This is a genomic window from Gymnodinialimonas phycosphaerae, assembly GCF_019195455.1.
In the GTDB taxonomy this organism is placed as follows: domain Bacteria; phylum Pseudomonadota; class Alphaproteobacteria; order Rhodobacterales; family Rhodobacteraceae; genus Gymnodinialimonas; species Gymnodinialimonas phycosphaerae.
This window is the reverse complement of sequence record NZ_JAIMBW010000001.1, coordinates 1,209,847-1,236,232: the sequence shown is the minus strand read 5'-3', so window position 1 is coordinate 1,236,232 and position 26,386 is coordinate 1,209,847. Positions and strand designations below refer to the sequence as shown.

The following is a 26,386-nucleotide window of genomic DNA, read 5'->3' as shown; positions in this document are numbered from 1 at the left end:
GAGCAGCGCACGGTCGGGGCGTGGCGCAGTCTGGTAGCGCACCTGTTTTGGGTACAGGGGGTCGTGAGTTCGAATCTCGCCGCCCCGACCACTTCCAACATCTTGTAGAGTATTCTGCCATCGGCCCGCCATATGGTGTGGCCTGTGACTTTTCTGTCATAAAGATGCTATATGTAGTGGAAGGAGTAGGCCGGCGCGTCGCGCAGCCCGCAGACAAGGCCGCGTCGGGTTAATGTGAAGGCTTTACTTCCGCGACGTCCGCTATCTTGCGCGGTTTAAAGGAAAACCCTTCAAAGGTTAACGCCAACGCCCCTGTTCGGGAATCGCCTGTCGCTTGGGGCACATTGATCTGGCGCGTGATTGCAAGAATATTTTCCCCGCGAATTTGCCAAAAAAGTGATTGACCCATTGGGCCTCCATACGTCAGGTAGTGGCTGTCGGAGCAGGTGCCACTACATATAGCGCCACCCGATGGGGACAGAGGGATACCTCCGTAAAAGACGCGTCTGCACAGATCTACAGCCGACCGCGGGCAACCCTCGCGGCCGACGGGAGGGATGTGCGTGGGCGTGGGGGCAAAGTGTGCCCTGAATTGAACAGACGGTTAGAGGGCAGAAGACCCTGGCAGACCGCGATTATGGGAATTGGGCCAACAGGCTCTGGTGAGAACAAGAGGCAGTTTCATGAAGATTGAACGGCGATTTACACGGCAAGGCGCAGACGTCTACGCGGATCAGACTTTCACCACGACCACGTCGGAGATTCGCAATCCCGACGGCACGGTGGTGTTCAAGCTCGACAATGTCGAGGTGCCGACCGGCTGGAGCCAGGTCGCCTCTGATGTGATCGCCCAGAAATACTTCCGCAAAGCGGGCGTGCCCGCCGCGTTGAAGCCCGTGAAGGAAAAAGGCGTACCCACATTCCTTCAGCGCCACGTGGCCGACGAAAAGGCGCTGGAGGCTATGCCGGAGGACCAGCGTTATGGTGGCGAAACGTCCGCCAAGCAGGTCTTCCGGCGCCTCGCGGGCGCTTGGGCCTATTGGGGCTGGAAGGGCGGCTACTTCAGCACGGAAGCCGACGCTCAGGCCTATCTTGATGAGATGCAGCTGATGCTGGCGCGCCAGATGGCCGCGCCCAATAGCCCGCAGTGGTTCAACACCGGCCTGCATTGGGCCTATGGCATCGACGGCCCGGCCCAAGGTCACCACTATGTCGACTACAAGACCGGCAAGCTGACGAAATCCACCTCTTCCTATGAGCACCCGCAGCCCCACGCCTGCTTCATCCAGGGCGTGCAGGATGATCTGGTGAACGACGGCGGGATCATGGACCTGTGGGTGCGCGAGGCACGTCTGTTCAAGTACGGCTCGGGCACCGGCACCAACTTCAGCCACCTGCGGGGCGAAGGCGAGAAGCTGTCTGGCGGCGGCAAGTCTTCCGGCCTGATGGGGTTCCTGAAAATCGGTGACCGCGCGGCGGGCGCGATCAAGTCCGGCGGCACCACGCGGCGCGCGGCGAAGATGGTCATCGTCGATGCCGATCACCCCGATATCGAGGATTTCATCGAGTGGAAGGTGCTGGAGGAGCAGAAGGTTGCTTCGATTGTTGCCGGCTCCAAAATGCACGAGAAGATGCTCAACGGCATTTTCGGCGCGATCAAGACCTGGGACGGCACACTGGAAGATGCCGTCGACCCGACCAAGAACGAGAGCCTGAAGCAGGCGATCCGCGAAGCCAAAAAGGTCGCGATCCCAGAGACTTACGTGAAGCGCGTGCTGGATTATGCCAAGCAGGGTCACACGTCGATCGAGTTTCCGACCTACGACACGGATTGGGATTCGGAGGCCTATTCGTCGGTTTCTGGCCAGAACTCCAACAACTCCATCCGCGTCACCGATGCCTTCCTGAAGGCCGTCGAGAACGACGATGATTGGGAACTGCTCAACCGCCGCGACGGCAAGGTCGCCAAGACCATCAAGGCCCGGGATTTGTGGGAAAAGGTCGGCCACGCGGCCTGGGCCTGCGCCGATCCCGGCATCCAGTACCACGACACGGTCAACGCCTGGCACACCTGCCCGGAAGATGGTGCGATCCGGGGATCGAACCCGTGTTCGGAATACATGTTCCTGGACGACACCGCCTGTAACCTGGCCTCGATGAACCTGCTGACGTTCTACACCGGCGGCGCGTTCGATGCGGAAAGCTACATGCACGCCTGCCGCCTCTGGACGCTGACGCTGGAAGTGTCGGTGATGATGGCGCAGTTCCCGTCCAAGGAGATCGCGCAACGCTCCTATGACTTCCGCACGCTGGGTCTGGGCTTCGCCAACATCGGCGGTCTGCTGATGAACATGGGGCACTCCTATGACAGCGCAGAGGGGCGGGCGCTGTGTGGCGCGCTGACCGCGATCATGACCGGCGTCTCCTACGCCACCTCGGCCGAGATCGCGTCCGAACTGGGCCCCTTCGCGGGTTTCGCCAAGAACCGCGAGCACATGCTGCGGGTGATGCGCAACCACCGCGCGGCGGCCTACGGCAAGACCGAGGGCTATGAAGAGGTCAACGTGAACCCGGTCGCCCTGGATCACGCCAATTGCCCGGACCAAACGCTGGTCAACCTTGCCAAGCAGGCCTGGGACGAGGCGCTGACCCTTGGCGAGCAGCACGGCTACCGCAATGCGCAGGCCACCGTGATCGCGCCCACCGGCACCATCGGCCTGGTCATGGATTGTGACACGACCGGCATCGAGCCCGACTTCGCCCTGGTGAAGTTCAAGAAGCTGGCCGGTGGCGGTTACTTCAAGATCATCAACCAGTCCGTCCCTGCGGCGCTGGAAGGGCTTGGTTATTCCTCGTCCCAGATCGAAGAGATCATCGCCTACGCGGTCGGTCACGGCACCATTGGGCAGGCCCCCGGCATCAACCATACGTCCCTGATCGGCCACGGCTTCGGTCCGGCGGAGATCGCCAAGATCGAAGAGGCGCTGCCGCAGGCGTTTGATATCCGCTTCGTGTTCAACCAATGGACCCTTGGCGCGGACTTCTGCACCGATACCCTGGGGATCCCTGCGGACAAGCTGAACGATCCCACCTTCGACCTGCTGCGTCACCTCGGCTTCTCGAAGAAGGACATCGAGGCTGCCAACGATCATGTCTGCGGAACCATGACGCTGGAGGGCGCGCCCTTCCTGAAGGACGAGCATCTGTCGGTCTTTGATTGCGCCAACCCCTGCGGCAAGAAGGGCAAGCGCTACCTTTCCGTCGACAGCCACATCTACATGATGGCGGCGGCGCAAAGCTTCATCTCGGGCGCGATTTCCAAGACGATCAACATGGCCAACCACGCCACGATCGAGGATTGCCAGAAGGCTTATGAGCTGTCCTGGTCCCTGGGTGTGAAAGCCAACGCGCTGTACCGTGACGGATCGAAACTGTCGCAACCGCTGGCCGCAGCGCTGGTCGAGGATGACGACGAGGCCGCCGAGATCCTTGAAACCGGCACCGCCCACGAGAAGGCCCAGGTGCTGGCCGAGAAGGTGGTCGAAAAGATCATCGTCAAGGAAATCGCCCGTGGCCGCGAGAAAATGCCCCAGCGGCGCAAGGGCTACACCCAGAAAGCCATCGTCGGAGGCCACAAGGTCTACCTGCGCACCGGTGAGTATGAGGACGGCAACCTTGGCGAGATCTTCATCGACATGCACAAGGAAGGCGCGGGCTTCCGCGCGATGATGAACAACTTCGCCATCGCCGTGTCTGTCGGCCTTCAATACGGCGTGCCGCTGGAGGAGTTCGTGGACGCCTTCACCTTCACCAAGTTCGAGCCTTCGGGCGTGGTGCAGGGCAATGAGACGATCAAGAACGCGACCTCGATCCTCGACTACATCTTCCGTGAGTTGGCCGTGTCCTATCTGGACCGCACCGACCTGGCCCATGTGGCACCCACGGGTGACACCTTCGATGCCGTGGGTCGCGGGGCGGAAGAGGGCGTAAGCAACTTCACCGAAGTGCCGGGCAGCCGGGCGACCTCGGCGGTCGATGTGCTCAAGCAAGTGGCCTCCACCGGGTACCTGCGCAACCGGGCCCCGCAAGAGCTGCACGTTCTGCAAGGCGGCATCAGCGGTGACGCCGATCCGGTCGCCGTGTTGGAAACGCTGGTGCCCGAAGTCAAAGGCGGCGGTGCGGGCACGATCGCGGCGGCGACGTCCACCACGGCCGTCTCGACCGGCGCGGTCTCCATCGACGCTCGCGTCAAGGCGAAGATGCAGGGCTACGAGGGAGAGGCTTGCGGCGAATGCGGCAACTACACGCTGGTGCGCAACGGCACCTGCATGAAGTGCAACACCTGCGGCGGGACGTCGGGGTGTAGCTGAACGAAACACCGGGGGCGGGCCATTGGTCTGCCCCCATGCATCGGGTGTCCGGGGTCCTCACCAGAACCGGGCATCTGACACACGGGGTGGATGCGTTCACCCCTGACGCGGATCAGGCCGCAGGCAGAACATGACGGGCAGTCAAATATCAGAGCCTGATCAGCGAACCTCAGGGGTCCCTCACGGGGCCCTTTTTTTCTTGTACGACAGAAGGTTCCGGCGCGTTCTTCAAGTGACACATGAGGCGCGGTCGCATCTTGCCGTGGCGCGCGGGGCGCGCGATAGTCCCCCCATGCGTCGCGTCCTTCTCAGCTGGCTTCTATGCGCCGTTCTTGCCGTGCCCGCGCGCGCCGAGGACGTGCTGGTCTTCGCCGCCGCCAGCCTTGCCGGACCGCTGGACCAGGTGGCCGAGGCCTTCGAGGCGGAGACGGGCCACAGTGTCACGATCTCTTACGGTGGGTCTTCGACCCTGGCTCGGCAGATCGAGGCCGGCGCCCCCGCCGATGTGGTTCTGCTGGCCAATGAAGCCTGGATGGACCATCTGGAGCGTGTCGGCGCCTTGCAGATCGGCACCCGCCACACGCTTCTGAGCAACAGTCTGGTTCTGATCGGCAATGCCTCTGAGGCGGGTGAGACCACGTTGGAGGACCTCCGACCCGGTCCCGGCGACCGCCTTGCTCTGGCCCTGACCGAGGTCGTGCCTGCGGGCATCTACGCCCGTGCGGCGCTGGATACATTGGGGCGATGGGAGGCCCTGCGCCCCGCCATCGTTGAAACAGACAACGTCCGCGCCGCCTTGCAACTGGTGGCGCTGGGGGCGGCGCGCTACGGCATCGTCTACGCCACCGATGTGGGCGTGGAGCCGCGCGTGCGCATCCTGGCCGAGATCCCTGACACGCTGCACCCCCCGATCCGCTACCCCGTGGCCGTCACGGTGTCTGGCGGGGAGGCGGCCTTTCGGTTCGCCGGGGCATTGGCGAGCCTTTTGGCCCGCAATGCCTTCACCGAGGCGGGTTTCGGGCTGGTGGAGGAATGAGCACCTTTCTTGGCCCGGCGGAGTGGGAAGCCGTGGCGCTGTCGCTGCGCGTGGCCCTGACCGCGACGCTTTTTTCGCTGCCGTTCGGCATCGCGGTGGCCTACCTTTTGGCGCGCCACCGCTTTCCCGGCCATGCCATCGTCAATGGCCTCGTCCATCTGCCTCTGATCTTGCCGCCCGTCGTCACAGGCTACCTGTTGCTGGTCAGCTTCGGGCCCCAAACGCCCCTTGGCAGCGCGCTGGAGGCGATGGGCCTTGGCGTCGCCTTCCGCTGGACCGGCGCGGCGCTGGCTGCCGCGATCATGGCGTTCCCGCTGATGGTCCGCGCGATCCGCCTGTCGCTGGAGGCGGTGGACCCGAAGCTGGAGGAGGCCGCCAGCACCCTTGGCGCGTCCCGCCTGCGGGTCTTCGTGACCATCACGCTGCCGCTGATGGCCCCCGGCATCCTTGCCGGAACCGTGCTGGCGTTTGCCAAGGCGATGGGCGAATTCGGGGCAACGATCACCTTCGTGTCCAACATCCCCGGCGAGACGCGGACCGTCCCCTCCGCCATCTATGCCTTCCTGCAAGTCCCCGGCGGTGAGGGGGCGGCCTGGCGGCTGGTGATCGTGTCGGTGGTCGTCGCGATGGGGGCGCTGATCGTGTCCGAGGTCATGGCGCGGCGCATGTCTGCACGGATCGGAGGGCGCGATGCTTGAGGTCCGCGTGAAGCACGATTTCCCCGGTTTCGCCCTGGATGTGGCGTTTGAGGCACCGATGGGCGTGACCGCCTTGTTCGGTCGCTCAGGCGCTGGAAAAACCAGTGTTGTCAGGACCGTGGCGGGCGTTCTTAAAGCAGATGAAGCCCTGGTGCGCGTCGGGGATCTGCGCCTTGACGGCTTGTCGGTGCCTGCGCGCCGTATCGGCTATGTGTTCCAGGAACCGCGGCTGTTTCCGCATATGTCGGTGCGCGCGAACCTGGCCTACGGGATGCGCGGCGGCGACATGGACGCGGTGGTGAAGATGCTTGGCATTGCGGCGCTGCTTGATCGCCGCCCCGGTGCGCTTTCTGGTGGCGAAGCGCAGCGGGTGGCGATTGGTCGGGCGCTGCTAAGCCAGCCGCGGCTGCTGTTGCTCGACGAGCCGCTCGCCGCTCTGGACGAGGCCCGCAAAGCCGAGATCCTGCCCTATATCGAGCGTCTGCGCGATGAGGTCGGGGTGCCGATACTCTATGTCTCCCACTCCGTGGCCGAGATCGCGCGGCTGGCCACCACGGTCGTGGCGCTGGAGGCGGGCCGGGTGGTGCGTGTGGGCGCGGCGGCCGACGTCCTGTCGGACCCCGATGTCGTCCCGGTCCTTGGCGTTCGGGAGGCGGGGGCCCTGGTGACGGCGCGCATCGAGGCCCACCATGAGGATGGGTTAACGGCGTTAACCTGGTCTGCGGGCACCTTGCTGCTGCCCCACGTCGCCCGCCCCGTCGGTGCGGAGGTCCGGGTGCGGATCGAGGCGCAGGACGTGATGCTGGCCGCCACCCGCCCCGAGGGGATATCGGCGCTGAATGTTGTCCCGGTCACTCTTACCGCCCTTCGGGACGGCGAGGGGCCGGGGACCATCGTTCAACTCCGCGCGGGCGATGACCTAATCCTGGCCCGCGTCACGCGCCGCTCTGCCACCGCGATGGGGTTGGTTGAGGGCTGGCAGGGGTACGCGGTGGTGAAGTCCGTGGCGGTCGCAGCAGGCAATGTCGCTGCTTCATTCCCCGTTCTTTAAATATCCCGGGGAGTTTGAGGGGCTGGCCCCTCAATTGGACAGTTGAGTTTGAGGGGCTGGCCCCTCAATTGGGCGGTTGAGTTTGAGGGGCCAGCCCCTCAATCCACTGCCAACGCCGTCCCTCATTCCGCCGCGATTTTGATCACCGGCTCCATCCGCGCAAGGATATCATCGGCCAGATGGCACTTGATCTGATGCCCGTCGGCCAGCGTTTTCATCGGCGGTACTTCGGTGTCGCAGAGGTTGCCGGAGACGTCGGACTTCCAGTTGCACCGGGTCTGGAACGGGCAGCCAGAGGGCGGGTTCATGGCAGACGGAATGTCCCCTTCCAGCACGATGTGTTTCTTCTGAACCGACGTATCGGCGATGGGGACGGCGGATAAAAGCGCCTCCGTATAGGGATGGTAGGGGGGGCTGAAGACCTGCTCTGTGCTGCCAAGCTCCACCACGTGGCCCAGGTACATGACCATGACCCGATCCGACAGGTAGCGCACGATTGACAGGTCGTGGGAGATGAACAGAAGCGTCGTCTTTTCGCGGCGCTGGATCTCCATCAGCAGGTCCGTCACGGCGGCCTGCACCGACACGTCAAGCGCGCTGACCGGCTCATCGGCCACCACGATGCGCGCGTCTCCGGCGAAGGCGCGCGCGATGCCGACGCGCTGTTTCTGACCGCCCGAGAGCTGCCGCGGCATGCGATCCGCGAAGGCGCGGGGCAGCTTCACGAGGTCCAACAGTTCCAGCATCCGGTTCTTGCGATCCGCGTCGGAATTGCCGATCTTGAAGACCTCTAGCGCGCGGATGATCTGGCGGCCCACGGTCATCGAGGGGTTGAGCGTGTCGAAAGGGTTCTGGAACACCATCTGAATGCTGGAGACGGTCTTGGTGTCCCGATCCTCGATCGCCGTGTTTTGAATTTCCTGATTGCCCATCACGATGGTGCCGTCGGTCGCCGTCTCCAGCCCCATCAGCACCTTGGCGAGGGTGGATTTGCCGCAACCGCTTTCGCCCACGATGGCGAGAGTCTCGGATTCGCGGGCCTCAAAACTGAGGGTTTCATTGGCTTTGACGACCTTGGTAGAGCCGCCCCCGAACAGCGCGTTGGCTGCGACTTCGTAATATTTCTTCAGGTTGTCGATCTTCAGGACCACATCACCGATGGGCGCTTTTTCGGTGGTCTCCGCCAGCGTGATCGGCGCGTTCCAGTCGATTTCCTTGAACTTCACGCAGCGCGAGGCGTGGCGGTCGTTGCCGGGTACCTTGTCCATGCGGATGTTGCCGACGTTGCAGCGCCCTTCTTCGAAATAATCGCAACGGGGGCCGAAGTTGCAGCCGGGCGGGCGTTCATGGGGCAGGGGGAAGTTGCCGGGGATCGCCACCAGCGGGCGCGCGTTCTTGTCGGCGCCGGGCAGCGGGATGGAGCGGAAGAGCGCCTGCGTGTACGGGTGCTGCATCTCGTCAAACACATCCTCGATAGAGCCGGTTTCCACCGCCTCGCCGGAATACATCACGCAAAGGCGGTCACAGGTTTCCAGCACCAGCCCGAGGTTGTGAGAGATGAACAGCATGGAGGTGCCGTATTTCTCGCCCAGACCCTTCACCAGATCCACGATGCCCGCTTCAACGGTCACGTCCAAGGCCGTTGTCGGCTCATCCAGGATCAGCAGAGAAGGCTTTGACATCAAGGCCATAGCGATCACGATGCGCTGTTGCTGGCCGCCGGAAAGCTGGTGGGGATAGCTTTTCAACATCCGCTCCGGGTCCGGCAGGCGCACGTCTGTGACGACGTCCAGCGCCATCTGGTAGGCCTCTTTCTCGGACTTGCCCTCATGGATCATCGGCACTTCCATCAGCTGCTTGCCGATCTTCATGGCCGGGTTCAGGGAGGCCATGGGTTCCTGGTAAATCATCGCGATTTCCGAGCCGCGCAGGTCGCGCAGTTCTTCTTGCGACATGGTGTTCAGGTCGCGGCCCTTGAACTTGATCGTGCCGCCGACGACGCGCCCGTTCACGCCCAGATCCTGCATCACGCCAAGGGCCACGGTGGACTTGCCGCAACCGGATTCGCCGACCAGACCCATGGCTTCGCCGGGCATCACCTTGCAGGAAAAATCCATCACGGCGGGGATTTCGCGTAGGCGGGTGAAGAAGGAAATCGAGAGGTTCTCGATCTCCAGAATGGGGCCGTCGTAGCGATCCGGGACAGCTTTGACGTCGTCTGCGATGGTATCGACCATGTTAATATTCCCTAACTGTCCGGCCAAAAGGCGGCGTAGTTTTCCTGTAGTGACGCTGTAATTTTTCCATAACTACATCAGTCTTTCAGGCTTTCTTCACGCAGGCCGTCGGCCAGCAGGTTGAGGCCCAGAACCAGCGACATGAGCGCCAGCGCGGGCGGCAGGGCCGGGTGGGGGTAGATTGTCAGGAGGCGTCGGCCCTCGTTGATGGTCGATCCCCAGTCAGGCGATTCCGGTGAGACGCCGAGGCCGAAGAAGCCCAAGGTACCCAGAAGGATCGTGGTGTAGCCGATGCGCAAGCAGAAATCGACGATCAGGGGCCCGCGCGCGTTGGGCAGGATTTCCCACAGCATGATGTACCACGGGCCTTCGCCGCGCGTTTGTGCTGCCGCCACGTAGTCGCGGGTTTTCACGTCCAGCGTGATGCCGCGCACGATGCGGAACACGGTGGGGGAGTTCACGAAGACCACCGACACGAAGACGATCAGCAGGTTGCCCGCGATGTCGAAGCCGTCAAGGAACTCGGGCCAGAAGCGGAACGGGGCGTCGGGGTCCTCGGCATTGGAGATCAGCGAGAAGTAGGCCCAGAAACCCACCGCCGCCGCGATGCCGACGTAGATGTTCCGGCGCATCGGATCGGTGTGATAGCGCGAGTTGAACAGCACCACGAGGAACAGGATCGGGAACAGGAACAGCACCATCGACATGTATTGCGGCACGCCTGCGGCGACGATTTCCGGCGTCACCAGCAGGAAGAACAGCAAGATCACCGGGAAGGCCAGGGCCAGGTTGGCGATGAAGGTCAGCACGGTGTCCAGCTTGCCGCCGAAGTAGCCCGCTGGCAGGCCAAGCGTGATGCCGACCATGAAGGCGAACAGCGTCGCGACGGGGGTAATGGACAAAACGTCCGCCGCCCCGAAGAACACGCGGCTGAACACGTCACGGCCCAGGTTATCGCCGCCCAGAAGATAGTAGGGATATTCCCCTTCCTCAGGCGAGGGCAGGGGCATGCCCGGCAACTCGTTGCGCATGGATGAGATCAGGTCGATGGCGCCATGGGTGGGCACAAGGGGAAAGAGGCCCGAGAAGAGCGCCGCGAAGATCCAGAACATCACGAGGCCGAAGCCCGCCATGCCGATGGGGCTGTCGAAGAGTTTGCCATAAAGGCCAAGGCGGCGCTTGAAGGTGATGGAGACCACGAAGGTCACAATCAGTGCGATCCAGACGGGCAAAAGCCGCTGCGCCATACCGCCAAGGATGCCTTTCTGCTCGATCGTGGGCAGTACGATGCCGGCCATGATAAAGCCGATGCAGCACAACACGAACAGCAGCACCGCGTATTTCATCGTCGCCAGCGCGTAGTCGATGGGGGTGCGGCGCAGCGACATGGTGCCGTCGCCGTTGAACTCCAACTCGCCGGCGCGCACGCCAGCGATCGTCAGCACGGTGTTGGCGAGGAAGCCGACGATGAAGATCACCAAGGCGGCAATCATCGCGGGGTTGAGGAACGCTCCGAAGGAGCCGGTCCAGGTCAGTTGTTCCATAGCGCTGGCTCCTTATGAAATGCGAATGCGGGGGTTGAGGAATACGTAGCCGATGTCCGAGATCAGCTGTGTCAGAAGGACCACGAAGACCGCGACGATGGAGCAGGCCAGAAGCAGCTCGATATCGTTATTCGAGGCCGCTTGGACCATGGTCCAGCCGAAGCCGTTGTAGTTGAACAGCGTCTCCACGATCACCACGCCGGTCAGAAGCCAGGGGAATTGCAGCATGATGACGGTGAACGGCGCGATCAGCGCGTTGCGCAAAGCGTGCTTGAGCACGATGTTGCGGAAGCTGACGCCCTTGAGCCGCGCGGTGCGGATATATTGCGCGGTCATCACCTCGGCCATCGACGCGCGGGTCATACGCGCGATGTAGCCCATGCCGTACAGCGCGATGGTGACGACGGGCAGGGTGAAGTTCCAGAAGGTGATGTCTTCCATCGCCGAACGGGCAGAGCCCAGGAACAGGGTGCGGCGGTCGCCAAGCCAGCCGTCGCCGCCAAGCCATCCCCATTCCGTCAGCGCACCCGACACACCTGCGGTGGTGGAGGCGAAGAGCACGATGAAGATCACGCCCGACACATATTCTGGCGTCGCGGTGGAGGCGATGGACAGGGTCGACAGACTTCGATCAAGCCGCGAGCCTTCGCGCATCCCCGCCAGCACGCCCACCAGAAGGGCGGCAGGGACCATCAGGCCAAAGGCCCATCCCATCAATTTCAGGGTCAGTAGAAGGCGGCCGGGCAGGACGTTGGCGACATCTTCGTCAGAGACGGTCGAGAAACCCAGATCCCCCTGCAACAACCCGCAGCGGGTGGGGGCATCGGCCGGATCGGTGCCGAAGTCGATGCAACGGCCGGTGATCTCACCGGTTTCGGGGTCTTCTCGGGTCCAGCCGGGCATCACGCCCAACCATTCGCCGTAGCGGAACAGCATCGGGCCGCCGTATCCGTTGCGGTCCAGCCAGCTGACGACTTCTTCGTCGCTCATCCGGGCATTGCCTTGCGTTTTCGCCAGTTTCTCAAGGTTGGGAAACAGGTTCGTGAGGAAAAACACCACGATTGTCAGGCAAATTGCGGTCAGGATCATCACGCCGGTTCGGCGAAGGATGAAGGCCCCCATGGAAGTATCCCCTGTGTCTGGGCGGGCGCGCGGTGCGTGCCGTACCTGGTTGGCGCTTTCCGTCCCTCGGCCCCTTGAAGCGCATCGCAGGGGTGGAGACGGTTTGGCCGGGACATGCGGGCATCACAATGTGCCCGACGTGTCATGAAAATGAACCGGCGCCCGCAGGGTGTGCGGGCGCCGGCGATCAGAGGCGCTTAGGCCTCGAACCCAAGATAGTGCGGGTTCATTTCGAACTTCGCATGCATCGAGCCGTTCACCACACCCGGACGGGCGTGGTTGAAGAGCGAGCGCCAGTAGGGCTGAATGGTGACGCCCTCTTCCTGCATGATCTGCTCCAGACGCTCCATCACCACACGGCGCGCGTCGGCGTCCTGGATGCCGTTGGCTTCCGTCAGCAGCGTGTCGAATTCCTCGTTCGAGAACGCGGTTTCGTTCCACGGCACACCGGTCCGATACGCGAGGTTGAGGATCATGACCCCCAGTTCCCGGTGGTTCCAGTTGGTCGAGGAGAACGGATAGGACGTCCAGTCGTTCCAGAAGGTAGAGCCGGGAATGATTGTCCGCGTCACATTGAAGCCCGCGTCGCGCAGCTGAGCGGCCACGGCGTCGGTGGTGTTCTTGCGGTAGTCATCGTCGATGGAGACCAGCTCGAACTCGGTATCGGCGTGACCCGCTTCTTCAAGCAGCGCACGCGCCGCTTCGGGGTCGAACACCAGTGGCGGCAGTTCGGCGTATTCCGGGTGGATCGGGCAGACGTGGTGGTTTTCCGCCACAACGCCCTGACCGTTGACGCCCAGGTCAAGGCAGACCTGGTTGTCGACCGCCAGTTGGATGGCGCGACGCACGCGCACGTCATCGTAGGGGGCGTTGTTCTGGTTGGGACGGATCACCACGGTTGCGGCGGTCACCACTTCACCCTTGTTCCAGCCAATGGCGTCGAACAGGTCGATGAATTCGCCGACCGTCTCGTAGGTCATGTCGAATTCGTCGGCTTCGGCGGCTGCAAACCATGCGGCCGGGTCCTGGCCGAGGTCGACGAAAACGATCTCGTCCAGATAGGTGTCACGCCAGTAGGTGTGATCGGGGTTACGCGTCAGCGTGGCCGAGACACCCACTTCGTAGTTGGTGATCATGTATGCGCCCGTCCCGATCCCGTGATCGGCAGGGTTGGTGCCAACCATGTCACGGTGCTGGATCGCCGAGGGGTAATCCGCGATGCCGGGGATGAAGGTGATGTCGGGGGAGGGGTAGGTCACGCGCACGGTGTACTCGTCCACGACCTCGATCGCGCCGTCACGCGCCACGCCGGTGTCGGGGTCCACCAGACCGCCCATGCGGGTGGCCATGGAGTTGCCTTCAACGGTGCTGTCGCAGAAGCCGATCAGGTTGGCGGCGACGTCTTCGGCGTTGAAGGGATCGCCGTTGTTGAAGGTGATGCCCTGGCGCACGTTCAGCGTGTAAACGGTGGCGTCTTCATTGGCTTCCCAGCTGTCCAGCAGAACGCCCTCGAACGAGCCGTCGTTGTTGTACTGGACCAGATACTCGACGATCCCGCGGGTGACGTTGCCCATCTGCGACCAGTCATAGGTGCGCGGATCCTTGAGCGCGCGCACTTCCATCTGGATGCGCAGGCTGCCGCCCTCGCCGGGAACGGCGCGGTGGCCTTCGGCCATCGCGGGCGTGGTGCCGATCAGCGAATAGGCGGCGGTGGCAGTCAGGCCGAGGGCGGTCGAGCGCACGAGGAATTCACGGCGGTCGAGTTTGCCTGCCTTGTGCTCGGCGGCGTACATTTCAGCGACGGGGTGGGTCTTGAGACCGGCCTCTTTGCGCGTGTGGGTGAAATCTTTCATATGTCGTCGTCTCCCTGTGACGTTCTGGTCTTGTTGTTCATGTCGTCCCTCGAACCGCTCGGGCAGGGTGGCCTTTGGGGCCAGTCCCGCCGGGCGCGCGATCGACTATCGGCATTAGCGTCCCCTTTGGACACCTGCGTCAATCGTCTGTTGCGTCGTCTGCGGTCTGTTTGCGACATCGCCACCCAACAGAACCGACATTGAGCCGCGATGCAACCGGATAGCTTTATACATGTCGTGGCGACGCGTACGCTCAGCCCCGCACCGGCGGCTTGCGAAAATCCGAGGGCGTGCGCCCCACGGCCTGACGGAAGGCGCGGGTGAAATAGGCCGCCGAGGAGAATCCCAGTTGCTGCGCGATCTCACGCGCGGGCAGATCCGTTTCCAACAGCAGACGGCGGGCTTCGTACATGATCCGCTCATTGAGCAAGGCCAGCGCGGGGCGGCCGGAGGCGTCGCGGCACACGCGGCTGAGGTGGGTGGGGGTCACCTGCAATTGTTTTGCGAAATCAGCCACGCCCAGGCCGTTGCGAAACTGCGCTTCCATCCGCTCTGCAAACATCTCGGCCAAACGGTGCGAGGCGTCGCGCCGGATGCTGGCGTCGTGTCGCGCCAACTCGCGTGCCATCCACGCAGACACAAGCAACGAATAGGCCGTCAGGGCCTGATCCATCGCGGGGGCCTGCCCGGCCAGTTCGCCTTCGATCTTCTCGATATGAGAAGTCAGCGCGGATTGGCTTTCGATGTTCGAGACCCGCAGGTGAAACGGATCCACAGGCAATTTCAGCGCATCATCGGGCGGCAGGCAGAGTTCCAGCCCCTGGGTCTGCGAGGCCAGTTCCAAGGCCATCGGCACGCGCGAGGGCACGAAAACGGCGGTGTTGGGGCCGTAGCCCCGCGTGACGCAGTTGACCGTGACGCGCCCCTGGCCGCGGGTGATCCAGTAAAGGCGGTTGCGCGGAGAGGCGTGGAGCAATTCCACACGCCACGCCCCCTGCATGCGCAGTTTGCCAAGGGAAGCGACGGAATGCACCGTGGGTTTGCGAGAGGTCTCGAACATGGCGGGTAGGGTAGCTGTGAGGCCGGGGGGCGCAAGGGGGAAACGAGTGCCAAGGAGATTGAGCGCCGGTAGAAGGGGAGAGGGCCGGATTGAGTTGTATTTGGCAAGATGAAGCAGGGAGCCTAGGGCAACGGGATTTGCCGCCAGCCCACGGTATTGCCGCGCTGCCAGCTGCGTTGGCGTTTGGCGTATTGGCGGGTGGCGATGATCGCGGCATCGCGCGCGTCGGCGAGGGGAAGATGACCCTGGAGATGGGCGATGAGTTCCGGCGCGCCGATGGCCTTGGCCGCGCCTCCGGCACGGGACCAGCGGGGCAGGTTGGCGCGGGCCTCGTCAAGGGCGCCGTCTTCGATCATATGCTCAAAGCGCGCCGCGATGCGCGCGTTGAGCCACGCGCGGTCCGGCATGAGCGCGAGGGCGGTGGTCTGGGCGAGCGGCAGAAGAGGCGCGCCGGTGGCGTCCTGCCAATCGGACAGGGGCCGCCCGGTGGCGCGCAGCACCTCCCACCCGCGCTGCACGCGCATGCGGTTGTGACAATCGATGCGGGCGGCTAGCACGGGATCGCCCGCGCGCAGATCGGCCAGCAAGTCGTCCAGCGACAGCGCGTCACCGGCGGCACGCACGTCTGGCGGGGTGGGGGGAATGTCGGCGAGGCCCTGGGTGAGGGCGCGAAAGTACAGGCCTGTGCCGCCGACGATAACGGGGTTCCGGGCAAGATAGGGCGTCACATCGCGCAGCCATTGGCCGACGTCGTAATGGGCCTCGAAGGGGACATGGCCAAAGAGGTGGTGGGGTGCCTGCGCCTCTTCCTCGGGCGAGGGGCGGGCGGTCAGCACGCGCCAGCCTGCGTAGACCTGCAACGCGTCGGCGTTGACGACCGGGCGGCCCTGGGCGCGTGCAATCGAAATGGCCAGCGCGGTTTTGCCCGACGCCGTGGGCCCGACGATCAAAACCGGCGCGTCGGAAGGGATGGAAGCGATATCTATCAAGGGGTTATCCCATGTCCTTCAAGAACTGTGCAGCGGGGTTGATCGGGCGTTGAACCAGCCCATCATTTAGACCATTGTGCGCCGCAATATCAAATAAGGATCCTGCCGATGGAAAACGCTGTCACCGCCGACGCCCTTACGGACAAAGGCGGGCGCTACAAGCGCGTCATGCTGAAGATCTCGGGTGAGGCGTTGATGGGCGATCAGGGCTTTGGCCTGCATCCCCCGACGGTCGAGCGCATCGCGCGCGAAATCCAATCCGTCCACGACCTGGGCGTGGAGATCTGCCTGGTCATCGGCGGCGGCAACATCTTTCGGGGCCTGCAAGGCAGCGCCCAGGGGATGGAGCGGACGACGGCCGACTACATGGGAATGCTCGCCACGGTAATGAACGCGCTGGCCATGCAGGGCGCGCTGGAAAGCCTTGGGGTCTACACGCGGGTCATTTCAGCGATCACGATGAACGAAGTGGCCGAGCCCTACATCCGCCGCCGCGCCATCCGCCACCTGGAGAAAAAGCGCGTCTGCATCTTTGCGGCGGGCACGGGCAACCCGTATTTCACCACCGATACGGCGGCGACGCTGCGCGCCAGCGAAATGGATTGCGAGGCGATCTTCAAGGGCACCAAGGTGGACGGCGTCTACGACAAGGACCCGGCCAAACACGCAGATGCCAAGCGCTACGAGACTGTCACCTATGACGAGGTTCTGGCACAGCATCTGGCCGTCATGGACGCCAGCGCCATTGCCTTGGCGCGGGAGAACAAGCTGCCGATCATGGTGTTTTCCCTGGACGAGCCGGGCGGGTTCAAGAGCATTCTGGACGGGACGGGGACCTATACGACGGTGGTCGAGTAGACGGTTGATGGGGCGGTCCGGCCCCGTCTTGCCAGGCCCGTGAATTGGCAATCTGACGCTGCACCAGCCGTTTTTGGCGTTTGGCTTCAGGAACGGGCCTGGAATGCGTGCCCATCAGCTGGCACAGATCCATCAGGGATGGGACGCCGAAAATCTCGACGATTTCAGTGACTGCGCTTTCGCCGATGGATTTCACCGCCTCCGGCCCGAGGTAGAGCGACTCGGCCCACGCGCCGTTGGCGTTCACCACCTCGTGGCGGTCGAACAACAAATGCCAATAGTGAACCGGGCGCGTGGCCGGGGCCTGTGTGACGCCCGGATGGTCCAGCAACCTCTTGGCGGGTAGCAGGATTTCTTCAACTTCGAACATGCGCACGACGATGGGCGAGCGGACAAGCATGCGATGTTGCGGTGAGACCGCCAAGGTGCGGCGCGGCACGCCATCGGCCAACGCGCCGGGCGCAATCATGATGGGGGCGTGCTTGCCGGGGCGTTCCAAGCGGCGCCCGCCGATCCAGCGCAGCACCTGCGCACCGTGGTCGGCTGTCATGACCTTGTCACCAGGGCGCAGCGTCTCGATCCGGGCAGGGCCCTTGTCCGTTTCGATCCATGTGCCCGAGCAGAAGCAAACAGTCGTGTTCTCCACAGAATAGTCGGCTTGGTGTCCGGCGAAATCGGTCTTGTCAGGCGAGATCAGCTGGACGGAGCTGATGTCGCGAAAGTCCAGACTTGTGCCACCGGAATAGTCAAAGAGGAACGTATCGCCGTTGGGCATCTGTACCACGCCGAGTTGGAGCGTGGTCTGCGAATTGTCCGTTTCCGACACGATTGCATTGTAGCGGACGGTCGCATCTTGCTGGCCGGAGTAACTGCCGTTGCTGGTGGTGTAGCTGACGGTATCGCCCATGTTGGCTTCGTCGTCCATGATGGCGCCATCATTATCGACGTCATTCTGAGTGATCGCGACCAATTCCATGACCGATGTGTCATAGGTCCCTTGCAACGCGGCGGCGTTGTCGGTGTCCCAGTTGCTTTCATCGGTATCGATGATCGGCAGGTTGCCGATGTAGATCATGTTTACAGTGTTGGTCGCCATTGTGCGGCTCCGCCGGGGTGTCCTTTCCGGCGACCGTACGAGGCAAGAGTGAATAAAGTGTTCTAGGCGGCGATAACTGGGCCGATGAACGATAGGGAACCCGCCCGCAGATGGAGTGTTGTCGAACCTGACGCGGGCGGGTTACAAGCGTGCGCAGAAAATTAGCAACAGCAGGCCAGTCCCGATATGTCAGACGAATTCATGCTCGATACCGATGATCTGGAGCGACGGATGGAGGGGGCGATTGCGTCGCTGCGCACCGAATTTGCCTCGCTGCGCACGGGCCGCGCCTCGGCCTCGATGCTGGAGCCGGTGATGGTGGACGCCTATGGCGCGATGACACCGATCAACCAGGTTGGCACGGTGAACGTGCCGGAACCGCGGATGGTGACGATCAATGTCTGGGACAAGGGCCTTGTGGGCAAGGTCGAGAAGGCCATTCGCGAGTCGGGTCTGGGGATCAACCCGCAGCTCAATGGCACGATCATCATGCTGCCCATCCCCGAGTTGAACGAGGAGCGCCGCCGCGAGTTGACCAAGGTCGCGGGCACCTACGCCGAGAACGCTCGCGTTGCCGTGCGCAATGTGCGCCGCGACGGGATGGACCAGATCAAGAAAGCCAAGGCCGACAATCTGGGGGAAGACGACCAGAAGTTCTGGGAAAGCGCGGTGCAGGAGTTGACCGACACCTTCATCAAGCGCGTCGATGATCAGCTTGAGGTCAAGCAAGAAGAGATCATGCAGGTCTAAGTCACATCGGGAAGCGTAAATGCGCGCATCCCGATTTGCATTCAGGATAGTGTTTGGGTAGCTCCCAACTGCGCTGGATGCCCCGAAAGGACGGCTAATGCCCGACGACAGCAAGTCTCCCAACCACGTCGCCATCATCATGGACGGTAACGGGCGTTGGGCTCAGATGCGGCACCGGCCTCGGCTGGTGGGACACCATGCGGGCGCCAAGCGGGTGCGCGAAATCGTGCGGGCCGCGCCCGATCACGGGGTGAAATACCTGACGATCTTCGCCTTCTCGACCGAGAACTGGAAGCGCACGCAGACCGAAGTCGCGGGCTTGATGAAGCTGTTCAAGCGCTACATCCGACGCGAGGCGCAGAACCTGCTGGAAGAGGGCGTGCGCGTCCGCTTCATCGGTGATCGTGTCAGGCTGGAGCCTGCGCTGGTGGATCTGATGGACGGGTTGGAGTTGCTGACCGCCGACAATGACCACGTGCATCTGACGATCGCACTGAACTACGGTGGCCGCGACGAGGTGGCGCGCGCGGCCAAGCGCATGGCCTATGACGTGGCCATGGGCAAGCTAAACCCCCGCGATGTCTGCGACGAGACCTTCCCGAAATACCTCGACACCCATGTGTTGCCGGACCCTGACCTGGTGATCCGCACCAGCGGAGAGGCCCGGATTTCCAACTTCCTGCTCTGGCAATCGGCCTATTCGGAGTATGAGTTCATCGACACGCTCTGGCCTGATTTCACGGCGGACGTCTTTGCCAAGGTCGTGAGCCGCTACGGCGCCCGTGACCGCCGCTTTGGCGCCGTGAAGGCCTGAGGGCGCCCATGGCGGCTGGACCGAAACCGCAACTGGGCCTGAAATTCGCGGATCTTATGCCCCGGATCGCCTCGGCCGTCGCGCTGCTGACGGTGGCGGGCCTTGGGCTTTGGTTGGGGGGCATCGTTCTTGCGGTGCTGCTGTCGATCTTCGGGGCCGTGATGGTCTGGGAATACTTCCGTCTGATCATTCGCCTGTCGCGCCCCGTGGCGATCGGCTGCACGGTCCTCAGCTCGGCGCTTCTGGCGCTGTCGTTGATCCTGGAGCACATGCTGGTTGCGCCCACCGACGGTGTCCTTGCGGTCTCGTCCGTGGCCGCCGCAGTGATGGCGCTATGCATGATCGTCACCGCGATCCCGGTGCACAAAAGCCGTCTGGAGACGCTTTTCGGCGCGATGATCCCGCTGGCGACGTTCCTGTTCTTCTACCTTCACCAATCGGTGCCCATGGTGATGTGGGTCGTGGTGGCGGTGGTGATCTCGACCGACGTATCGGGTTATTTCTTCGGCAAGCTGATCGGCGGGCCGAAGTTCTGGCCCTCGCTCAGCCCCAACAAGACATGGTCTGGCACGGCATCGGGGTGGGTCATGGCGGCGGTGATCGCGGTGGCGGTGAGCGTGACGGGGCCGACGTCCTCCATGGTGGTCGCGGTGGTCTTCCTGATCGCCGTGGCGTTTGCCGCACAACTCTCGGATATCGCGGAATCGGCCCTTAAGCGCAGGGCCGGGGTCAAGGACAGCTCCAACCTGCTGCCCGGCCACGGCGGCGCGCTGGACCGCTTCGACGGCATGTTGGGTGCGTTCACCGTGGCAGGCCTGATGTTTGTGTTCGCGGGCTACGCGGTGGTGCCATGACCCGCCCTTCCGCAAAGCGCCGCGTCAGCATCTTCGGGGCCACGGGCTCCATCGGTCAGAACACCATCGATTTGATCGCCCGCGACCTAGAGGCCTATGAAGTCGTGGCGCTGACCGGGGCGCGCAACATCGCGCAGCTTGCCGCAGATGCGAGGAGGCTTTCGGCGAGGATCGCCGTAACAGCCGAGGAGGGGCTGCTGCCCGAGTTGCGCGCCGCCCTGGAGGGATCGGGCGTTCAGGCCGCCGCCGGGGAGGCCGCGCTGCTGGAGGCCGCCGACATGCCCGCCGACTGGATCATGTCCGCGATTGTGGGCGCGGCGGGCCTTGCGCCGGGTTTTCGCGCGCTGCGCCATGGCACGACGCTGGCGCTGGCCAACAAGGAAAGCCTTGTTACGGCGGGCCCCTTGCTGATGGCAGAGGCGCGCAAGTACGGCGCCACGATCCTGCCCGTGGATTCTGAGCATTCTGCCGTTTTCCAGGCGTTGGTGGGCGAGGATATGGCGACGGTCGAGCGGATCATCATCACCGCCTCGGGCGGCGGATTGCGCGACTGGCCCGAAAGCGCGTTGGCCACGGCCACGCCCGCCGATGCGGGCGCGCACCCCAACTGGGACATGGGCCAGCGGATCACTATCGATAGCGCATCCATGTTCAACAAGGCCATGGAGTTGATTGAAACCAAAGAGTTTTTCGGCGTCCCCGCCGCGATGATCGAGGCCGTGGTGCACCCGCAATCCCTGATCCATGCCCTGGTCGGTTTCAACGATGGCGCGCTTATGGCGCATCTCGGCCCGCCGGACATGCGCCACGCCATCGGCTACGCGCTGCACCATCCCGACCGCACGCATCTGCCCGTGGCGCGGCTGGACCTGGCGCAGATCGCGACGCTGGAATTCCACGCCCCGTCCCCCACCCGCTATCCCGCGCTGCAAATCGCGCGCGAGGTGATGGAAACGGGCGGAAAAAGCGGCTGTGTCTTCAACGCGGCCAAGGAAATCGCGCTGGACGGGTTTCTGGCGGGTCAGATCGGCTTCATGGACATGTCGGGTATCGTCTCGGCCACGCTTGACGCTATGTCGTCAGACAACAGCCTTTCAATTGCCCCAGTCGGCCTTGAAGACGTGCTGCAAACCGACCAGATCGCCAGAGACATGGCCCTAGATCAGATCAGGTCCCGGATCGAGCAACCCAAGGCCTGACGGCCTTAAAGTGGCGAAAGAGAACGTAGTAATGGAATTCCTCCCGGCCTTCGGCAATATCGGCTTCACGCTTCTGGCCTTTGTCGCCGCCCTGTCGATCATCGTGGCGATCCATGAATATGGCCACTACATCGTGGGCCGGTGGTCGGGCATCCATGCGGAGGTTTTCTCTATCGGGTTCGGCCCGGTGCTGTGGTCGGCGGTCGACAAACACGGGACGCGCTGGCAGTTGGCGGCGCTGCCGTTTGGCGGCTACGTGCGGTTCCTGGGCGATGCCAATGCGGCCTCGGCGGGGGCCGACGGCGAAGCGATGAGCGAGATGGACGCCAAGGAGCGTCGCCGTTCAATGCCCGGCGCGCCCTTGTGGGCAAGGGCGGCGACGGTTGCGGCAGGTCCGATCTTCAACTTCATCCTGTCCATCGCGATCTTTGCGGGCGTCGTTCTGGTCGGCGGTCGCGCCGCCGATGACGCCATTGTCGGCGGCCTTGTGCCCGTGCCCGAAGACGTTCTGGTGCTGGAGCAGGGCGATCTGATTACCGCGATCGAGGGTCAGCCGGTGGCGGCCCTTGCAGATGTGTACGAGCTTGGCCGCTCGCTCGATCCGCAGCGCAGCCTGACCTACGACATCGTGCGCGACGGTGACGCGATGCAGGTGCAGGCCGCTTTCCCGCTGCTGCCCATCGTGGGCTCGGTCGCGCCGCAATCCGCCGCGATTGCCGCAGGCATTGCCGAGGGCGACGTGATCATGTCCGTCGATGGCGCGCCGATCTACGGCTTCAGCCAATTGCGCGCGGCGGTCGACGCGTCCGAGGGGGCAGAATTGGACCTGATCGTCTGGCGCGCCGGAGAGATGTTGGAACTGACCCTCGCGCCGCGCTCGACCGACCTGCCGACCGACGAAGGGTTCGAGACACGCTGGCTGATCGGCATCACCGGCGGCCTGATCTTCGAGCCGGAAATCCGGTCCGTTGGCGCCTGGGAGGCGGTGACCTTCGGCGCAAAGCAGACGTGGTTCATCATCGAATCGTCCCTGTCGGGCCTGTCGCATATCATTAGCGGCGCCATTTCGACCTGTAACCTGCAAGGTCCCCTTGGCATTGCCGAGACATCCGGTGCGGCGGCGTCCCAGGGCCTGGACAACTTCATCTGGTTCATTGCGGTCCTGTCCACGGCAGTGGGCCTCCTGAACCTTTTCCCGATCCCGGTTCTGGACGGTGGTCACCTTGTGTTTCACGCCTACGAGGCGGTGTCAGGCAAGCCGCCCTCGGACAAGGTGCTGCGCCTCTTCATGACTGTTGGCCTGACGCTTCTGTTGTCGCTGATGCTGTTTGCCCTGAGCAACGACATCTTCTGCCCCTGAGTGCGTTAACCGGGGTAAAGAATTCTTCAATTCTCCACCCGTGTGACAAGGTCTTGCCACATTTCAGCGCGATATTCGGGGCATCGAAGGCGCATGTTGCGCCCTCGCGACCCTGAGTATGGAGCCACACGTTATGCGCCACCTTGCCGATAGCACCCGCGGAATGACCCAGTTCGTTATGCTGAACATGGATCGTTTTCTTGCGCCTTTGCTGATCGTGGCGGCGTTGACCCTTGCCGGATGGCTCCTGCGGGTCTCGGGGCCGTTCTGAGGAACGCCACAAGACGCGGCGCTAACACACCGCGTCAAAACACTTTTCGACATTATCAGGGGGCGGCATGCACATGCCGCCTGCCGTCGCTTGTGTGGCAAACGCGTGCCGGATAAGCCACAGGTTGTGACAATCGTTACACTTGGCACAACACATACCCTAACATGCGTTTGACTAGCCTGCGGGTGCACGATACCCAAAGGGTGTCTGCTATTTTGACCAAAGGGTGGGATTCCATGGTCCTTCGTGCACTTCTGCACTTGGCGCGTTGCGTCAGGCTATTTGTTGCTCCGGCGTTGATTGTCTTGTCGCTTGTCGCTGTCGCCGTACCGGTTGACGCGCAAACGTTCCGTTTCAACAGCTTTGATGTTCAGGGCAATACGCGCACCAACGACGCTTCGGTGTTGCAGGTGGCGGGGCTTTCGCCGGGCACCACCGCGTCAGCGGGGCAGGTCAATGACGCACTGCAACGCTTGCAGAACTCGGGTCTGTTCGAATCAGTGGAAGTCGCGCCGAGTGGCAATACGCTGGTGATCACGGTGGTTGAATATCCCACGATCAACCGCATCGCCATCGAAGGCAACCGCCGGTTGGATGATGATGAACTTTTGGTCTTGCTGGAATCCACGCCGCGCCGCGTGTTCTCTCCGATCACCGCCGAGCGGGACGCGGCCGCGATTGCAGAGGCCTACCGCGTCACCGGTCGTCTGACCGCTACCGCCACGCCCCAGATCATCCGCCGCAACGAGAACCGCGTCGACCTGGTCTTTGAAGTGACCGAGGGTGCCGTGGTCGAGACCCAGCGCATCGCCTTCGTGGGCAACCGTGACTATTCCGACCGCCGCCTGCGTCAGGTTCTGGAGTCGACGCAAGCGGGCCTGTTCAACCGCCTGATCCGCTCGGACACCTTCATCGAAGATCGCATTGCGCTGGACCGGCAGCTTCTGACCGACTTCTATCAGGATCGTGGCTACATCGATTTCGCCATCCAGTCCGTCACGCCGGAACTCAGCCCTGATCGCGGCGCCTATTTTGTGACGTTCAGCGTGCGTGAAGGCCAAAGCTACCGAATCGGTAACATGTCGGTAACGTCACAGTTACCCGGCGCGAACCCCGCCGTGTTCCAGGAGGCCATCAACGTCCGCCAGGGCGTGCGCTACAGCCCGCGTATCATCGATAACGTGATCACCCGGATGGAGAACCTCGCCTCGGACCAGGGTCTGCGGTTCGTGCGGATCGAACCCGTTCTGACCCGCGACAATGCCAACCTGATCATCAACGTCGAGTTCGTGATTTCGCGCGGTGAGCGTGTGTTCGTGGAACGTATCGACATCGAGGGCAACCAGACAACGCTGGACCGCGTGATCCGCCGCCAGTTCGACGTCGTGGAAGGCGATCCGATGGACGCCCGCCAGATCCGCGCCGCCGCCGAGCGTATTCGCGCCACCGGCTTCTTCGCCGATGTGCAGGTTGCCGGGCGCCAGGGCACCACGGAAGAGCAGGTCATCATTGACGTCGATGTGGAAGAACAGCCCACGGGTTCTCTCGGGTTTTCGGCCAGCTACTCCACCGATGGGGGCGCGGGCCTTGCTGTCGACTTCTCGGAAGAAAATTTCCTGGGGCGCGGTCAAGCGCTGGCGGTTGGTTTCAATACGTCCGACGGGTCGCAATCGCTGAACTTCTCGTTCACGGAACCGGCGTTCCTGCGGCGCGATCTGGCCCTTGGTCTGAGCGCCTATTACGCCGTCAACCAAGCCAACGATTCCGATGCAGAGGCGGTTACCTATGGTGCGGGCACCAGCGTTGCCTTCCCGCTGAGCGAAGATAGCCGCCTGCTGTTGTTCTACAACTATGACCACGATGAATTGACGGGTCTTGTGGCGGGCGAGGATTCGCAAATCCTGATCGATGAACCCAGGGAGGCCGATACCTCCCGGGTCGGGTTCACCTATAGCTTTGACAACCGCGACACGGGCCTGAACCCCAACGCCGGCGTGGCCTTCGCCTTGACCGGTGAATATGCCGGCCTTGGCGGCGATACCGAGTTCGTCCGCGCCCGGGTCCGGGCCCTGGCCGAAACCCGCGTTGCGCGCGAAGAGGTCACGCTGCGGGCCACGTTCGAGGGGGGCGCGATCAACGGCCTAGACGGCGGCACGCGGCTCGCCAACAGGTTCTCACTCAACTCGCGCCAATTGCGCGGTTTTGAAAGCGGCGGCACAGGTCCCCGCGACACCGTGGCCGTCGGCGGCGGAACCAACGAAAGCGCGCTTGGCGGCAACTACTTCGCCGTTGCGCGGTTCGAGGCGGCCTTCCCGATTGGCCTTCCCGAGGAATACGGGATCTCGGGCGGGGCTTTCTTTGACGTTGGCTCGGTCTGGGGCCTGGATGATACGCGCGGCGGCGCGGTGGATGATGACCTCTACTGGCGCTCGGTCGTCGGTGTCTCGATCTTCTGGGACACGGCGCTTGGGCCCCTGCGGTTCAACTTCTCGCACCCGCTGGAGTACCAGGACTTTGACCGCACGCGGGAGTTCGACTTCACGGTCGAGGCGCGTTTCTAGGGTCCCATGGCACGTCTCCTGACACTTATGCACGCCGCCGCGTTCACGCTGGCGGCGTTTGCCTATGGCCCGGCCGACGCCCAACCGGTTGCGCTGTCGGGCGCGGCGATCCTAGTGCTCAACCAGGACCGTCTGCTGACCCAAACCGAGTTTGGGCAACGCATACAGTCGGAACTGGATGCCGCCTCGCAGGCGCTGGCCGCCGAGAACCGCGAGATCGAGGCGCAACTGACCGAGGAAGAGCTGGACCTGACCGAGCGCAGGCCCACCATGCCCACCGAAGAGTTCCGCGCCCTGGCCGATGAATTCGACACCCGTGTCGTGGCGATCCGCGCCGCCCAGGATGCCAAGACCCGCGATCTGCAAGCCCAGGCCGAAGCTGCGCAACAGCGTTTTTTCGAAGAAACCGTTCCCGTCCTTCTGGAGATCGTGCAGGCGCGCGGCGCCTCGGTACTGCTCGACAGCCGCACGGTGCTGTTATCGGCCGGGTCCGTCGATATTACCGATGCCGCCATCGTCGCGATCGACGAGGCGTTGGGCCCCGGGGGCGACGCGCCACTGATCTCATTGCCGGGCCTCACGCAGCCCTGAACGGGCACCCCGTCTTGCCGTAAGCGGGCGGAGTTGTTAGGCCTCCTCCAACAGATCTATTCGGAGAACAGC

The 26,386-nt window shown here is 63.3% G+C and carries 19 protein-coding genes and 1 tRNA gene; 13 read left to right on the top strand and 7 right to left on the bottom strand.

Features of this window, described 5'->3' with window-relative positions:
• Positions 1-14 precede the first annotated feature (14 nt).
• From KUL25_RS06075 to modC, 5 genes are all read left to right on the top strand, one after another.
• A tRNA-Pro gene (locus KUL25_RS06075) sits at positions 15-91 on the top strand.
• Between the two features lie 592 nt (positions 92-683).
• Complete coding sequence (locus KUL25_RS06070) at positions 684-4,370, top strand: vitamin B12-dependent ribonucleotide reductase (RefSeq protein WP_257892122.1); 3,687 nt, start codon at positions 684-686, stop codon at positions 4,368-4,370.
• Positions 4,371-4,662: 292 nt separating this feature from the next.
• Positions 4,663-5,406, top strand: a complete 744-nt coding sequence (modA, locus tag KUL25_RS06065; RefSeq protein ID WP_257892121.1) for a molybdate ABC transporter substrate-binding protein — start codon at positions 4,663-4,665, stop codon at positions 5,404-5,406.
• A complete protein-coding gene (gene modB / locus KUL25_RS06060; RefSeq protein ID WP_257892120.1) occupies positions 5,403-6,104 on the top strand; it encodes a molybdate ABC transporter permease subunit in 702 nt (233 codons plus the stop codon). Before modA ends, modB begins: the two co-directional genes overlap by 4 nt.
• Positions 6,097-7,155 carry a molybdenum ABC transporter ATP-binding protein gene (gene modC, locus KUL25_RS06055; protein ID WP_257892119.1) on the top strand — a complete coding sequence of 353 codons (1,059 nt, stop codon included), beginning with the start codon at positions 6,097-6,099 and terminating at the stop codon, positions 7,153-7,155. The genes modB and modC overlap by 8 nt, the downstream gene beginning before the upstream one ends.
• A 122-nt stretch (positions 7,156-7,277) precedes the next feature.
• Here the strand turns inward: modC and KUL25_RS06050 are convergent, their stop codons facing one another.
• From KUL25_RS06050 to miaA, 6 genes are all read right to left on the bottom strand, one after another.
• On the bottom strand, positions 7,278-9,392 hold the full coding sequence (locus KUL25_RS06050) for a dipeptide ABC transporter ATP-binding protein (RefSeq protein WP_257892118.1): 2,115 nt from the start codon (positions 9,390-9,392) through the stop codon (positions 7,278-7,280).
• Between the two features lie 77 nt (positions 9,393-9,469).
• The gene (locus tag KUL25_RS06045; RefSeq protein ID WP_257892117.1) at positions 9,470-10,936 is read right to left on the bottom strand and encodes an ABC transporter permease; all 1,467 of its coding nucleotides are present in this window, start codon (positions 10,934-10,936) and stop codon (positions 9,470-9,472) included.
• Positions 10,937-10,948: 12 nt separating this feature from the next.
• On the bottom strand, positions 10,949-12,058 hold the full coding sequence (locus tag KUL25_RS06040; protein ID WP_257892116.1) for an ABC transporter permease: 1,110 nt from the start codon (positions 12,056-12,058) through the stop codon (positions 10,949-10,951).
• Positions 12,059-12,255: 197 nt separating this feature from the next.
• Positions 12,256-13,911: an ABC transporter substrate-binding protein gene (locus KUL25_RS06035; protein ID WP_257892115.1), complete on the bottom strand. Its 1,656-nt coding sequence runs from the start codon at positions 13,909-13,911 to the stop codon at positions 12,256-12,258.
• Positions 13,912-14,164: 253 nt separating this feature from the next.
• Positions 14,165-14,971 (bottom strand): helix-turn-helix transcriptional regulator, encoded by an 807-nt coding sequence (locus KUL25_RS06030; RefSeq protein ID WP_068360513.1) that lies wholly within the window; start codon positions 14,969-14,971, stop codon positions 14,165-14,167.
• A gap of 122 nt (positions 14,972-15,093) precedes the next feature.
• Positions 15,094-15,960 (bottom strand): tRNA (adenosine(37)-N6)-dimethylallyltransferase MiaA, encoded by an 867-nt coding sequence (miaA, locus tag KUL25_RS06025; RefSeq protein ID WP_257892114.1) that lies wholly within the window; start codon positions 15,958-15,960, stop codon positions 15,094-15,096.
• Positions 15,961-16,068: 108 nt separating this feature from the next.
• Between miaA and pyrH the strand changes: the two genes are divergently transcribed.
• Positions 16,069-16,818, top strand: a complete 750-nt coding sequence (gene pyrH, locus KUL25_RS06020; protein ID WP_257892113.1) for a UMP kinase — start codon at positions 16,069-16,071, stop codon at positions 16,816-16,818.
• Here the strand turns inward: pyrH and KUL25_RS06015 are convergent.
• Positions 16,769-17,914 carry a Hint domain-containing protein gene (locus KUL25_RS06015; RefSeq protein ID WP_257892112.1) on the bottom strand — a complete coding sequence of 382 codons (1,146 nt, stop codon included), beginning with the start codon at positions 17,912-17,914 and terminating at the stop codon, positions 16,769-16,771. The two genes, pyrH and KUL25_RS06015, sit on opposite strands and share 50 nt — an antisense overlap.
• 186 nt (positions 17,915-18,100) lie before the next feature.
• On the opposite strand from KUL25_RS06015, the gene frr reads away from it, so the two are divergent.
• From frr to KUL25_RS05980, 7 genes are all read left to right on the top strand, one after another.
• The gene (gene frr / locus KUL25_RS06010) at positions 18,101-18,664 is read left to right on the top strand and encodes a ribosome recycling factor (protein WP_257892111.1); all 564 of its coding nucleotides are present in this window, start codon (positions 18,101-18,103) and stop codon (positions 18,662-18,664) included.
• 97 nt (positions 18,665-18,761) lie between these two features.
• On the top strand, positions 18,762-19,478 hold the full coding sequence (gene uppS / locus KUL25_RS06005; protein WP_257892110.1) for a polyprenyl diphosphate synthase: 717 nt from the start codon (positions 18,762-18,764) through the stop codon (positions 19,476-19,478).
• A gap of 8 nt (positions 19,479-19,486) precedes the next feature.
• Positions 19,487-20,332, top strand: coding sequence for a phosphatidate cytidylyltransferase (locus KUL25_RS06000; RefSeq protein WP_257892109.1), 846 nt, complete (start codon positions 19,487-19,489; stop codon positions 20,330-20,332).
• The gene (gene dxr, locus KUL25_RS05995) at positions 20,329-21,531 is read left to right on the top strand and encodes a 1-deoxy-D-xylulose-5-phosphate reductoisomerase (RefSeq protein ID WP_257892108.1); all 1,203 of its coding nucleotides are present in this window, start codon (positions 20,329-20,331) and stop codon (positions 21,529-21,531) included. Before KUL25_RS06000 ends, dxr begins: the two co-directional genes overlap by 4 nt.
• Before the next feature lie 31 nt (positions 21,532-21,562).
• Positions 21,563-22,891, top strand: coding sequence for an RIP metalloprotease RseP (gene rseP / locus KUL25_RS05990; RefSeq protein WP_257892107.1), 1,329 nt, complete (start codon positions 21,563-21,565; stop codon positions 22,889-22,891).
• A 507-nt stretch (positions 22,892-23,398) separates the two neighbouring features.
• Positions 23,399-25,723: an outer membrane protein assembly factor BamA gene (gene bamA / locus KUL25_RS05985; RefSeq protein WP_257892106.1), complete on the top strand. Its 2,325-nt coding sequence runs from the start codon at positions 23,399-23,401 to the stop codon at positions 25,721-25,723.
• Positions 25,724-25,729: 6 nt separating this feature from the next.
• Positions 25,730-26,314, top strand: a complete 585-nt coding sequence (locus tag KUL25_RS05980; protein ID WP_257892105.1) for an OmpH/Skp family outer membrane protein — start codon at positions 25,730-25,732, stop codon at positions 26,312-26,314.
• Positions 26,315-26,386 lie beyond the last annotated feature (72 nt).